The sequence below is a fragment of the Rhizobium sp. P1_C7 genome (assembly GCF_056406295.1).
This window is the reverse complement of sequence record NZ_JBFUAL010000011.1, coordinates 166,223-178,764: the sequence shown is the minus strand read 5'-3', so window position 1 is coordinate 178,764 and position 12,542 is coordinate 166,223. Positions and strand designations below refer to the sequence as shown.

At 60.2% G+C, this 12,542-nt stretch carries 10 protein-coding genes and 1 pseudogene; 7 read left to right on the top strand and 4 right to left on the bottom strand.

Features of this window, described 5'->3' with window-relative positions:
* The first annotated feature begins 27 nt into the window (after positions 1-27).
* From AC1D2R_RS18960 to AC1D2R_RS18940, 5 genes are all read left to right on the top strand, one after another.
* Entirely contained in the window at positions 28-1,629 is a 1,602-nt protein-coding gene (locus tag AC1D2R_RS18960) for an FAD-dependent oxidoreductase (RefSeq protein ID WP_477969328.1), read from the top strand.
* Positions 1,630-1,693: 64 nt separating this feature from the next.
* Positions 1,694-2,230, top strand: a complete 537-nt coding sequence (locus tag AC1D2R_RS18955) for a cupin domain-containing protein (protein WP_477969326.1) — start codon at positions 1,694-1,696, stop codon at positions 2,228-2,230.
* 3 nt (positions 2,231-2,233) lie between these two features.
* Positions 2,234-3,025 (top strand): aspartate dehydrogenase domain-containing protein, encoded by a 792-nt coding sequence (locus tag AC1D2R_RS18950; protein ID WP_477969324.1) that lies wholly within the window; start codon positions 2,234-2,236, stop codon positions 3,023-3,025.
* Positions 3,025-3,819, top strand: a complete 795-nt coding sequence (locus AC1D2R_RS18945) for an alpha/beta fold hydrolase (protein WP_477969322.1) — start codon at positions 3,025-3,027, stop codon at positions 3,817-3,819. The genes AC1D2R_RS18950 and AC1D2R_RS18945 overlap by 1 nt, the downstream gene beginning before the upstream one ends.
* Positions 3,816-5,552 carry a cobalamin-dependent protein gene (locus AC1D2R_RS18940; protein WP_477969320.1) on the top strand — a complete coding sequence of 579 codons (1,737 nt, stop codon included), beginning with the start codon at positions 3,816-3,818 and terminating at the stop codon, positions 5,550-5,552. The genes AC1D2R_RS18945 and AC1D2R_RS18940 overlap by 4 nt, the downstream gene beginning before the upstream one ends.
* A gap of 526 nt (positions 5,553-6,078) precedes the next feature.
* On the opposite strand, the pseudogene AC1D2R_RS18935 reads toward AC1D2R_RS18940, so the two are convergent.
* The 4 genes and pseudogenes from AC1D2R_RS18935 to AC1D2R_RS18920 all read right to left on the bottom strand — a co-directional run.
* Positions 6,079-6,177, bottom strand: a pseudogene (locus AC1D2R_RS18935) (universal stress protein); the annotation flags it as partial.
* Positions 6,178-6,446: 269 nt separating this feature from the next.
* Positions 6,447-7,031, bottom strand: coding sequence for a 3'-5' exonuclease (locus AC1D2R_RS18930; RefSeq protein ID WP_477969318.1), 585 nt, complete (start codon positions 7,029-7,031; stop codon positions 6,447-6,449).
* 8 nt (positions 7,032-7,039) lie between these two features.
* Positions 7,040-7,342, bottom strand: a complete 303-nt coding sequence (locus tag AC1D2R_RS18925) for a hypothetical protein (RefSeq protein WP_477969316.1) — start codon at positions 7,340-7,342, stop codon at positions 7,040-7,042.
* A gap of 843 nt (positions 7,343-8,185) precedes the next feature.
* Complete coding sequence (locus AC1D2R_RS18920) at positions 8,186-9,793, bottom strand: SulP family inorganic anion transporter (RefSeq protein ID WP_477969314.1); 1,608 nt, start codon at positions 9,791-9,793, stop codon at positions 8,186-8,188.
* 800 nt (positions 9,794-10,593) lie between these two features.
* Between AC1D2R_RS18920 and AC1D2R_RS18915 the strand changes: the two genes are divergently transcribed.
* Positions 10,594-11,565, top strand: a complete 972-nt coding sequence (locus tag AC1D2R_RS18915) for a thiamine pyrophosphate-dependent dehydrogenase E1 component subunit alpha (protein WP_477969312.1) — start codon at positions 10,594-10,596, stop codon at positions 11,563-11,565.
* Position 11,566: 1 nt separating this feature from the next.
* Entirely contained in the window at positions 11,567-12,541 is a 975-nt protein-coding gene (locus AC1D2R_RS18910; protein WP_477969310.1) for an alpha-ketoacid dehydrogenase subunit beta, read from the top strand.
* The last annotated feature ends 1 nt before the right edge of the window (position 12,542 follow it).

Genomic DNA, 12,542 nt, shown 5'->3' with positions numbered 1-12,542 from the left:
GCTGAAGAATTCGTTGGGGAATAACGCATGAACGTGTTTGATGTTGTCGTCATCGGAACGGGATCAGCGGCCTGCTCGGCAGCACTTAGAGCGGCCAAGGGTGGCCTGACCGTACTGGCACTCGAAAAGAGTGAGTACCTCGGCGGAACCTCCGCCATGTCCGGGTCGGGTGTCTGGATTCCTGCCAACCACATTGCCGAAGCAGCGGGCGTGGCCGATAGCAAACAGGACGCCCTTGACTATCTTCGCGCCGTTCAGCCAGCCGACTGGGTCGAAACGGAGGGATTGCGCCACCGCGCCTTCGTCGAGAACGCGCCGGCAATGCTCAAGTTCGTGTCCAGCAACACTCCAATCGATTTCAGGCTGATCGACGAACCTGACCCCTACGTCGAAGCGCCGGGAGGCAAGAAATACGGGCGAATGGTTTCGCCCATGCCGCTGAGCCGCAGGCTGGTCGGAAAATATGCCGGACGGATGCGCCGCTCGACACTGCCACATGTCTTCACCTACCAGGAGAACGTCAACCTCGATCTCTATCATCGTCCAATCCGGGCAGGCCTCAAGATGTGGCCGAAGTTGTTGTGGCGGTGGTTGACCAACTCCGGTGCCCAGGGCACGGCATTGATGACAGGGCTCATCAAGGGTTGCCTTGACGCAGGTGTCACCTTCCGTCTGTCAACGCGCGCCGTCGCTCTTGTGCAGGATGGCGCAGGGCGCGTGGTTGCCGTCGAGGTCGAGAGCGAAGGTCGGCGGGAGACGATGGAAGCGCGACGCGGCGTCGTGATTGCGTCGGGTGGCTTCGAATGGAACAGGGAGATGCGGGAAAAGCATTTCCCCGGACCGCTTGATCGGATCGGGACCCCGTCGAGCAATGAAGGCGACGGACAAAGGCTTGCAGCCTCGGTCGGCGCGCATCTCGACCGGATGGATCAGGCCAATGTCTATGTGTGCCTGCCGACACGATATGAGGGCAAGCGCTACGGCCTGCCCATCAACTTTCTCTACGAACCGCATTCGATTGTCGTCAACCGCTTCGGCAAACGCTTCGTCAGCGAAGCCAACTTCAACATCGGCGAAGCCCTTGATGCCCGCAACGACGATGGCTCGCCTACGCACCTGCCGTGCTACCTCGTCGGAGACCATCGCTTTCTCCAGTCGTCGGTGGTGTTTCGCTGGTATGCCTCTTACGAGCGCGAATGGGTGAAAAAGGCCGACACGATCGAAGAATTGGCGGCAAAGCTCGGCCTCCCACCGCAGGGCCTGAAAGAGTCCATCGAGCGATGGAACGCCCTTTGCGCCAAGGGACACGACGAGGATTTCCACCGCGGTGAACCGGCATGGGAGCGGAAGAAGGACGGCGGCCAGGGACGGCTGCATCCGATCAGCAAGCCACCCTATGTAGGTTTGTCCGTCAATCGCTCGATTATCGGCACAAAGGGTGGCGCACGAACGAACGAATTCGGCCAGGTCCTGCGCGAAGACGGGTCGATCGTGTCGGGCCTCTATGCCGCTGGGCTGGCGATGGCAAACCCGATCGGGACACGGGCAGTCGGCGCCGGAACAACTCTAGGCCCGAACCTCACCTGGGGTTACATTTCGGCCGAAACCATTTTGCGGCAGAACCAGTAAGACGTTCTGACGGGGTAGTGGCCGCCCCCGATCCTGCGGTCTTGTTGAGGCTTGAGGAAGCACGATGAAGGATGACACCAGTCAAGCGTTGCCACACGGGGTTCACCTCTCCGGTCCGGACGCCCGCGAGAGCTATTGGCAGCCAGTGCCTGCCAACGGCCATGTCGACGTGGCGCTTGCCCCGCACATTGTTGCCATGGAAAATCCCTTCGGTCTCGGCACCCAGTCGGTCGCACCGGGCGGGTACGTGCGCGAGCACACACACGATCGCAACGAAGAGGCCGTCTACGTCATCGAAGGTCACGGACGCGCAGTCATCGATGGCAAGGAGTTCCCGATTGGTCCCGACAGCGCGATCTTCCTTCCGAGGAACACACGGCACATGTTCATCAACGACGGTGAAACCCGCCTGCGCTGGGTATGGCTGATCGTCCCAAATGGCCTTGAGGACTTCTTCCGGCAGATCGGCAAACCGCGCAAGCCCGGCGACCGCGTTCCCTCGAACTTTCCACGGCCGGAAAACGTCCTGGAAATCGAGCGGCAGACAGTGTTCGGCACCGATCTCAGTGACAAGTTCGACCCGGTCAAGCAAGGCAGTTGAACGATGACAAACAACAGACCGGCCGTTGTCGGGCTGATCGGCTTTGGCACGCTCGCGCGCCAAACGGTCGACGCTCTCAAAGACCAGCCTGTTACATGGGTCGTGCTGCTTCGCGAGGGATCAAAGGCCGCCGTTCCCGCCGGAATGGTGGTCGTCAGAAATATTGAAGACCTTGCCGACAACCATCCGCGCATCGTCGTCGAAGCGGCGGGTCAGGCGAGCGTGTCGTCCTATGTGCCTTCGCTATTGCGCTCAGGCATTCCCGTTGTTGTCGCATCTGTTGGAGCGCTCGCCGACGAGCAGACAGCCCGGGAGATAAGCCAATCAAGGACGGCATCGGGCGCTCGCCTTGTTATTCCCTCCGGCGCCATCGGCGGCCTCGACTACTTGGCGGCGGTTGCGCGACTACCGGACACCCGCGTGCGCTATGTTCTGAGAAAGCCGGTCGCGGCCTGGCAGACCGAGCTTTCGGCTCTTGGTCTGTCGCAAACCAAGCGACCGGTAACACTGTTTGAGGGCACACCGGAGGAAGCGGCGCGCCATTACCCGAGGAACCTCAATGCAGCCTACACGGCCGCACTCACAGTCAGTCCCACCCCTGTCACAGTCACCGTCATTGCCGACCCGGGGATAGAATTGAATATTCACGAGCTCGAGGTGGAAAGTGCTGCGGGAACCGCAACATTTCGCTTTGCCAACACGCCCTCGGCCACCAATCCCAGAACCTCCGCCGTTACCGCGCTCAGTCTTGCCGCTGCGGTTCGCTGCTTTTTCGACGAGGGAGCGCAAGTCTGATGGCATATTTTACGGCAGACGACGGATGCCGCATCTACTATCAACTGTTCGGCAATCGCGGGCCCCGCGTCGTGCTTATCCCGGGCCTTGGGGGAGACGGGCGCTTCTGGAGCGGGGTCGTCAGCGAACTTCGCGACGACTTCTCGCTCATTGTGGTGGATCATCGCGGCGCGGGTCGCAGCGACCGGCCACAAGGCGTCTATTCGATCGGGCGCATTGCAGCCGATATTGCCGGCGTTTGCACCTTCGAAGGTGGCGATGCCCATTTTGTCGGTCATTCGACGGGTGGTGCTATCGCTCAGACGCTGGCGCTTGATCACCCGCACGGGTTGAGCTACACGATCAGCAGTTCCTGGGCGCGGGCGGACGAGCGCTTCCGCAGTCTCTTTGCGGCACGGCTCGAACTTCTGGAAAGCGGCTTGACGGAGGCCTATCAACGGCTGACGCATGTCTTTGGGCACGAAGCCAGCTATCTCGAGGCGCATGCAGAACGCCTCGCTGGCGCCGTTTCCGCGGCCGCCGAAGTGCTGGCTCCTTTGCCAGTTGCGGCCGCGCGCGTGCGCATGCTTCTCGATCACGACCGGTTGAGCGACCTGACACGCCTTGTCGCACCCGTTCATGTTATCGCTGCCGACAGCGATATTCTGACACCGCCGGAGATGTCCGACGCCATAGCCAGCGCCGTCTCCGGCGCAAGATTGACCAGGCTTGCTGGCGCCCACTTCCATCCGCTGACACGGCCAGAGCAGTTTGCTTTAGCGTTCAGACGTTTTCTCGGGGATATTTTGCCATGACCGTTGAAGCGATGCCGGCCCTGACCGATCCACGCCTTGCGCCTGGAACAGAACTCCTGAACGCCGGCCGTGTCATGAAGCGCGACTGGCGCCTCGGTCCTTGCCTTTTCCTCTCAGAGAAGGGTGTATCGTCGGAAGCGGAGTGGAAACGCAAATGCGCCGGTCAAGGCCGTGTGATGCAGCACGCCCACATCGGGTTTCGCGATGTGAACAGGACGATCGAGGCGATCCGGACAGTCCATGCGACCTGCGCGCAATCCGGCGTGACGGTGGATCGCTTTGGCATCACGCTTGATTGGTCCATGGGATATCCGGAAGCCATGCGTGCCAAGGCCTCACGGGGAACAGGGATCGTCCTTAGCGGGCCGGAGGATTTTGCCCGTATCACCAATGCAGCGCCGGCAGCCGCACATTTCGGCGATTTCATGCTGGGTCTGCCGGGTGCGGTTGAAAACACCCGCGCGGCGTTGGCTGCCGGAGCAACAGCGGTCGGCAATCTTGGCCAGTATTTCACCTTCCGCCTTCCCTATTGGGATGATGATGTCAAAACGACCGAAGCAACCGTGACAGCCCTCGGCCTGATTGCTGCGCAGGACGAGACAATCCTTGTCCATTCGAACCTGGACGACGGCTTTGCCGGACTGTTCATCGACATGGCTTGTGCACTTGGGATGGTTCTGATCGAGAAGCATATCGTCGAGGACCTGATCGGCGCGCGCGTCTCCCATTGCTATGGTCACCATTTCAGTGATCCCTTGTCTCGGGCTGCCTTCCATGCGGCGCTGGTTCGCGTGAGCGACACACCGGGCACGATGATCTTCGGCAACACCGTTGCCTACCAGTCGATGCCCGCGGCCAACTACGCGAGCCTTGCAAGCTATCTGCTCGCGGACATTCTCTCACTCGGGCGCTGGCCCGCCGGCCATGCCATCAATCCGGTTCCGGTCACGGAAAACCAGCGCATCCCCGATGTGGATGAAATCATCGACGCGCAAAATTTCGCGCATCGACTGGCTTTTCATGCGCCATTCTACGAGCCGGTAATGGACTGGCCGAAGATCGAGGCCATGGCCGACGTCCTTGTCGAAGGTGGCAAGCGTTTTGCGGGGTCGGTGCTGGCCGGGCTGCGGGATCGCGGCGTCGACACGCAAGACTGCGCTGCGACCATGCTCGCAATCCGCCGACTGGGACCGAAGAGGATGGAAACGCTCTTCGGGCCGGGTGCCGAAGATACACGTGGGCGAAAGCCTCTCATTCATGCGGAATGGGCCCGGGAACTCAATCACAAGGCCGCGGACTGGGTTGAGCGACAAACGCCGTTCCGATCGCCCCAAAAACCCATCGTCTGCATCGGTACGACAGATGTGCACGAGCACGGCAAATATCTTGTCGAGCAGGCCCTCGAAGGGCTTGGCGCCGACATCGTCGACGCCGGCGTGGCGATCGATCCCGAAACACTGGTAAGGAGTGCACGGAGCGCCGGTGCCAACGTGATTGCCGTCAGCACCTATAATGGCGTGGCGCTCTCCTACGCGAAGGCGGTCAAGGCTGTCATGAGCGCCGAGGGCGTCGACCTGCCAGTGCTGATCGGCGGACGGTTGAACGAGATTCCGGCAGATTCCAACTCCGGTCTTCCGGTCGATGTCCGCACTGACATCGCCGCTATCGGCTGCCTGCCCTGTGCGGATCTCGACGAGATGCTGGCGGCCTTGCGCGCCAGCATTTGCATCTGACAGACCTGTCCTTCACCACGCTGTCATGCCGCCGTCGATAGTCGAATGGAGCCGGCCGCATAGGAGGGTCCTGCGCTCGCCAGCCATAAGATCGCTGCTGCGGTCTCGTCTGGCAGCCTACTCTGTTCATCTGAGCCCTGGCATTCAGGGCCGAAAGGAAGCCGTCCGGGTCAGCATGGCTGGCGATGATCTTGTCGACGGAACCCGACCCTGTCGTCCCCGGTGCCACGGCGTTGACGCGTATGTCTGCGACGCGTGGTCAAGCGCCATGGCTCGCGTCAGTGCCGCCACGGCCCGCTTCGAGGCTACGTAGGCTGCTTTGATCTTCATCAAGTAAGGCGTCGGCCGGGTGCACATCGTCGGGCTGACGAGGGGACTCGGCTCTGCTGGCGCAAGCGCTGCGGACTGCCGTGCGACTCACCCATGGCGATAGGAGCCGGATATCTTTCTTGGCAATCGGCGGTGCTCTGCTTCAGGAGGCCAGTGACGCGGAGGTGTGATCCTCAACGCTCTTCGTGCCTTCTAGTTAGTGGGCGAGAAGCACTGCTAGCTCGGCCTTGGAAAGTAGTTCCCGAGTGACGCCACCGAGGATGAACTCACGAAGTCGGGAATGGCCAAAACCACCGAGCCGAAGACGTGGTCGAGCGCGTGGTCATGACTGGCGCCGATCACAACGAGATCTGCGTCCACTTACCTGCCAAGGGAGACGATAACCTGGGGCGGATTATCCGGAACATGTATCGTAGCAGCCGTGTCGATGACCGTAATGCTTCCCTCAGTCAGTTTTCGGCGTCGGCCATCATGCCGACCGCCCAGTCGTCCGGCGACGACGGAGTGGCAAGCGACGAGGGGAAACCCCGCCGGTGTGCTGGCACAAAAATGCGATCCCAACGTTTAGTCGCTGCCGGCCGCCCCGGAACTCGGTGGCGATAACGCTCGACGCTCTCTGCGCGCGGCGAGCGTGGCGGCCGCTGTACGGACAGCCTTCAGCCGATCCAATTCCACGAGAGCGTCAGGCAGCGCGCGATGCGTCGGCGACACTGGGGTCTTGCCGATGACCTCGTCGACCAGCTTGACGATGTCGGCCTCGGGAATTTCGGTCCCTAGCAGCAACCGCGCAGTTGTGGCAAACGCGTCATCGGTCTTCCCAAGGCGCAAAGCGTGGCGCGCAAGTCCTGCGGCCCGGAGGAGAACGCTCAGCCACTTGCCGTCCCAGGAGGGTGCACTCGCGTACAGCTCGTGACCGGATAAGGAATTTATCATCTCGTCTGCGATCTGGTCCACGGGAATGCCCTCGGAGCTGAGGGTTTGTCTGGATATGCCGTGGAGGGCTTCGGCCTCGACCGACCAATCTGACCAGCCGGGAGCAGGCCGTATCAGGGACGAGCGGCTTAGGCCATCTTCGAAAACCCATGCCACCTCGATCGGAAAACTCTTCTTACCTAAGGAGGAGGCCTCGAAATCGAGAAACACAATCATCGACGTCCTCAAGGCAGTGTCGCAGGCGGAGGGTAATCTGCGACGCATTCCTCTGCGGCATCAATCAACCTAGCGGCCCGCGCCAGAACCTCGATCCCGGTGGAACCGGCCGCAATCTCTTCTGCCATGGTGTGCAGATTGAACGCAACATTCTGCAGCAGCGATATCATGTCAGATCGACCGGTGGTCGCAATGGTCCTCGCAAGCAGTCGCAGGCGTTTCGAATACTGGCGTGCAAGGGCCAATCTCCCATTGGAATTCAAATCTCCGTACTCTCGCCGCTCGTCGCTCGTTAATGGCGTTCTCGACATGAAGATGTCTCCTTCTCCGCGTTGCAGCAATTGGCTCGAACACTGTTCTACTTTTGACTTTGTGTCGACGAAGTCCGACAGATAGGCCTCTATTTCGCTGCCGGAAAGTTTCACCAGATCTTGGCCAACTCTGCAGCGATAAGACGGTTTCCGTCCTATGCGACATCCAATTGCAAAGAACACCAAGCCCATTGGGAGGTGCTGCGACACCTAGCCGCGATCAAATTCTCGAAGCAGTGCACGGAAGCGCACCGCGGCGAAAAACGCCAGCTCTCCAGTTAACGCCGGCGTTCTGGTACTGGGCGAGCCAGACATGACAGAAGCATGGCTAAGGTGACGTCAAGCCGCATTTTGGCGCCGGCGTCCGCTCCGGTGAGGCTGGCGCAATGAACCCTAAGGATAAACGGGGATGTCGACTTTGACTTGGCGCAAAGTGTCGATCTTCGGCGCGACCTGGTCGATTTCGTTGCCGGTTTGATCGAGCGCAACGTGGAACGCGCAAAACGAGACGCATTCCGGAGAAGGCCAATTTGATGACGACGACAGGCTTGAGTTCGCGCCAGCAAGACATCACCACGGACAGGTAGGCCGAGATGCCAGACGATGGCACAGTCCCATCAACTCCGACGCAGGATCTCGAAGTCATCGCCCGCGTCTTCGATGACACGAACGTCATCATGCACGGCGTGGATGGCGTCATCATGCATTGGACTTCGGGCTGCGAGCGCCTTTACGGATGGAAGTGCAACGACGCTGTCGGGCGGGTCGTGCACAAGCTTCGTACAAAGTACCCCCGCCCGATCCCCATCGAAAAACAAGGCGCGTGGCGGGCGAGATGTCTCATCAAATCTTTCGAGTGGCCGCCACAGCGTCGTCCACGCTGTAGTTTGACCGTCGAAGAAGGTCCTCCCCACCACCGAGTATGAGCATGTCCTTGACGGCATCGTGCATACGGGCATAACGAAGGGCCACGCCCCGCTTTTGCATGTTGGCGTCGAATTCGAGCAGAGCGTCGAGCGCGGTCGTGTCGACCTCGAAGGTCTCCTCCAGGCTTACGATGACGGTACACCCGACCGGACTGGCCAGGATGTGACGATTGATTGCCGCGAAAATCGGCTCGGCGTTTCCGAAAAAAAGCGGCTGGGCGGGTCGCAAGATCAAAATGCCCGGAAGTTCGAGCGCATCAGGATGCCTCTTGGCGTCTACGAAGTCGTGACTGTTACCAAGTCTACCGAGCCGCATGATGCTTGGCATGGACAGGCGCTGCAGAAAGACAGCGAACGAAAGCGCAATTGCGACCAGCACCCCGTTGAGGACCCCCAGAAACAGCACGCCCGCGGTCGCCGCAAGCGCGAGGGTAACGTCGCGCTTTAGCTTCCATAGCCGGTAAAGAGGAGCCGGATCCAGTGCGTGTAAAAGCGCAACGATGACGATGGCCGCAAGGGCAGGCCGGGGAATATAGGCGAACCAGCCGGAGGCCGCGATAGTGAACACGGCAAGCCCGAAAGCAGCGATCGCTGTCGCCAGCCTGGTTTGCGGGTTGGCCGCTTCATTTGCGGCTCCAGCTGAAAATCCAGCGCCGACCGGCATCCCCTGCAAGGCAGCGCTTGCCAGGTTGGCCAATCCAAGCGTCCTGAGCTCCCTGTTGGCGTCGACAGGTTCTCCATGACGAATCGATAGCCCGCGCACGGTCCCCCACGACTCGGCAAAAAGAATGAGCACCAGAGGCGGCGCAAATCGGACAACACGAGACAAGTCGTCAAACGAAACGGCCGTAACGCTTGCCCAGATGCTTGACAAATCAATCACCCCGACGATGGCGACGCCTTGTTGTTGCAGATCGAGCGTGATGGACGCAAAAATGGCGGCGATGATGACTATCAGGCTTCCCGGCAGCAGTGGTGTGCGGCGCATGATGATCAGCAGTGCCAGTGCAACGACGCCGACCGACAGGCTGAAAGCGTTCCAATGGGCTGGCTGAGTGACGATGAGCCAAACGGCCTCAAACGGTCCGGTCGATGGTTCGGGGATGCCAAACAGCACCGGAAACTGCTTCACCGTTATCAGGATTGCCAATCCGAATGCGAACCCTCGCAGCACCGGCCTTGAGATGATGGTCGCCAGCGCACCAAGTTTCAGCAAGCCGGCAGCGAGGAACAGAATACCGACAAGAAACACAACCATGGCGACGAGCAGCATCTTCTGTCCAAACCCGGGTGCCAGTGCCACGAGCATGGAGGCGAGGATGGCGGCGGATGAGGAGGTCGGCGAGATGATCGCGAAGCGGCTTTGCCCGAAAAGCGCATAGACCGTGCAGCCGGCTATTGCGGCAAAAAGGGCGTGCTGGGGCGGAACCCCGGCAATCCCCGCATAGGCAATTGCTTCCGGCAGCATGAGGCCAGCCACGGAAATGCCGGCGACCAGATCTCGCCCGCTAAAGATCTTCGGCATCAGATTGACCAGTTCACCCCTACCTTGTTTAATTCACGAGCGAATTCCCCTGCTTCCGATCAGACCCAGATCCAGGCGGCACCCGTATTTTGGAGAACCCCATCGTTGCCGGAGAAACTTTGATCAGGCTTCGCCACGAGTTCTGGACCGATGTTCCGCCACCAGATGCATCAGCTCGCGAAGGGAGGTGTTTAGGACGCCACGACCGGACAGCCAGCACGCAACCAATCCTTATATCGCAAGCATTGTGAATCAATATGCGATCCGTATGGCTTTGTCCCATTTGATCGTCGTATCGCCGGGTTGTTTGGTGGTGGATTGTCCGCATGCGAGTCGTTCGTGTTCCTGCAGTATCCGTTGCAATGATTTTGCAGTCAAAACGCGGAAGGCAGTGGTTTGTTACGCGGTCTCAAGGCGACTAAGATTTCGAAGTGCTCGTTTGCAGCCCAACTTGTGGCTGGCTGCCGGCCTTTTTCATGCTTCGCACCAGGCTTTCCGAAAGTTCCGGCAATAAAACGTGTCCCTGAGACGTCGACTTCGCACGATGTGGCTCCGATTGCGGTCGCCACCTCGGCCGCTGCCTGACCGTCGCGATCGACGACAAATACACGTTCGCCCTCTTTGGCGAACATCCATGCCGTTGCCTCAATACCGGCACCTGCTCGGTGACGAGCGCTGTCTTGTGGCCAAACGCATTCCAGCTCTCCTTCGTGTCTCAGCCATTCAAATCTATTTTGCAGAAGCTCTTGCAAAGTGTCGACACTTTTGTATTAAATTTGGAAACGCATTTGGAGGCTCCTGTGAAGAACACACCCTCAGTTGATGAGCATCTGGAAATCTACCGAAAGATGCTCATGGTCCGACATCTGGAAGAAGGCCTTGGCGCCCTTCACAAGGAAGGACGGACACGCGGTCCAATTCATCGCTGCGACGGACAGGAAGCAATCGGCATTGCTGCGACTGCTGTCCTCGAGGCCGGTGACAAGGTAGCGACGACGCATCGCGGTCACGCCGTTTATATCGGCAAGGGCATGGAGATGCGGCCGGTGATCGCTGAGATTTTTGGACGGGCGACCGGCGCCTGCGCTGGCCGGGCCGGCCACATGCTGGTGGCTGACGCCGAAAAGGGCGTCATCGGTGGCAACGCCATTGTCGGCGCCGGAATCCCGGCAGCAACAGGCATGGCGCTTTCCATGCAGATCATGGGCCAGAGCAATGTGGCTATGTGCATCTTCGGGGATGGCGCCGCACAGACCGGCATCTGTCATGAAGCGATGAACATGGCCGCTCTCTGGAAGCTGCCTGTCGTCTTCGTCCTTGAGCACAACCAGTTCGGACTGACGGTGCCGTCTGACGTTCAGTCCTCCGTTCCCGATCTGTCTGTGCGCGCCGCAGGCTACGGGATGCCGTCGGAGATCGTCGACGGCAACGACGCTGTTGCGATTTATCAGACGGTCTCGGCCATGGTGGAACGCGCACGACGCGGCGAGGGCCCGGCCATGATCGAATGCAAGACTTACCGCCTGGAAGGCTTTTCCACGTCTGATATGGGCGGCTACCAGAAGGCAGAGGATATCGCGGCCTGGAAGGCGCGCGATCCACTGACACTCTCGCGTGCAGCACTCCTCGATACCCTTGGCGAAACACGACTTTGCGAGGTCGAAGCCCAGGCAAAATCCGAGGTCGAAGCCGCGTTTACGGCGGCGCTTTCCGATCCCATGCCAGAATTTGTGATTGACGACGCATGCAACCCCTACAGCGAGGCGCACTGATATGGCCATGATGCGATATGCCGAAGCCCTCAATGCGGCGCTGCGTGAAGAAATGGCGGCCGATCCGTCGGTATTCCTGTTCGGTGAGGACATCGGACGCTACGGCGGCGTCTTCAAGGTAACGAAGGGCCTGATGGCCGAATTCGGCGAAAGCCGCGTTCGCGACACTCCGATCTCGGAACAGGCAATGACGGCTATGGCGGTAACGGCTGCCATGACGGGCACCCGGCCGGTTCTCGAAATCATGTATGCCGACTTCATTCCGCTGTCGCTGGACGCGCTGGTCAACCAGGCCTCGATCTACAACTACATCTGGGACGGCCAGGTGAAGATGCCCTTCGTGCTGCGCACCCAGGGTGGTGGCGGTGCTGGAGCAGGCGCCCAGCATTCGAAGGCACTCGATTCAATGCTCGCCCATATCCCGGGCATCAAGGTGGTGGCGCCGTCCACGCCCGCCGACGCAAAGGGCATGTTGAAGGCGGCAATCCGCGACGATCAACCTGTCGTCTTCCTGGAGCACAAGCTTCTCTACAACACCCGCGGCGAAGTGCCCGACGGCGACGTGCTTGTTCCGTTGGGCAAAGCTGCAACGATGCGCCCGGGCAGCGACGTGTCGATTTTCGCAACGTCGAAAATGGTCGTCGAAGCCCTCAAGGCGGCGGAACTCCTTGCATCCGATGGAGTGTCCGCCGAGGTGGTCGATCTTCGATCGCTGCGCCCGCTTGATGTCCATGCCATCGTCGCCTCGATCGCCAAGACGCACCATGCCGTCGTCGTCAACGAGGGCTGGCGCTTTTGTGGATACGCGGCAGAACTGTCCGCCACCATCATGGACTATGCGTTCGACGAGCTCGATGCGCCGGTTGCCCGCGTCACGCTACCGGACATGCCGATCCCCTATTCCGAGCCCCTGGAAACGGCAATGCTGCCCAATGCGGAAAAGATCCGTAGCGCAGCACTTGCCACGTTGAAGTGAG

Bases quoted from the DNA above. Each gene is read 5' to 3' on its own strand.
- AC1D2R_RS18960 (WP_477969328.1), top strand. From the start codon at position 28: ATGAACGTGTTTGATGTTGTCGTCATCGGAACGGGATCAGCGGCCTGC.
- AC1D2R_RS18955 (WP_477969326.1), top strand. From the start codon at position 1,694: ATGAAGGATGACACCAGTCAAGCGTTGCCACACGGGGTTCACCTCTCC.
- AC1D2R_RS18950 (WP_477969324.1), top strand. From the start codon at position 2,234: ATGACAAACAACAGACCGGCCGTTGTCGGGCTGATCGGCTTTGGCACG.
- AC1D2R_RS18945 (WP_477969322.1), top strand. From the start codon at position 3,025: ATGGCATATTTTACGGCAGACGACGGATGCCGCATCTACTATCAACTG.
- AC1D2R_RS18940 (WP_477969320.1), top strand. From the start codon at position 3,816: ATGACCGTTGAAGCGATGCCGGCCCTGACCGATCCACGCCTTGCGCCT.
- AC1D2R_RS18930 (WP_477969318.1), bottom strand. From the start codon at position 7,031: ATGATTGTGTTTCTCGATTTCGAGGCCTCCTCCTTAGGTAAGAAGAGT.
- AC1D2R_RS18925 (WP_477969316.1), bottom strand. From the start codon at position 7,342: ATGTCGAGAACGCCATTAACGAGCGACGAGCGGCGAGAGTACGGAGAT.
- AC1D2R_RS18920 (WP_477969314.1), bottom strand. From the start codon at position 9,793: ATGCCGAAGATCTTTAGCGGGCGAGATCTGGTCGCCGGCATTTCCGTG.
- AC1D2R_RS18910 (WP_477969310.1), top strand. From the start codon at position 11,567: ATGGCCATGATGCGATATGCCGAAGCCCTCAATGCGGCGCTGCGTGAA.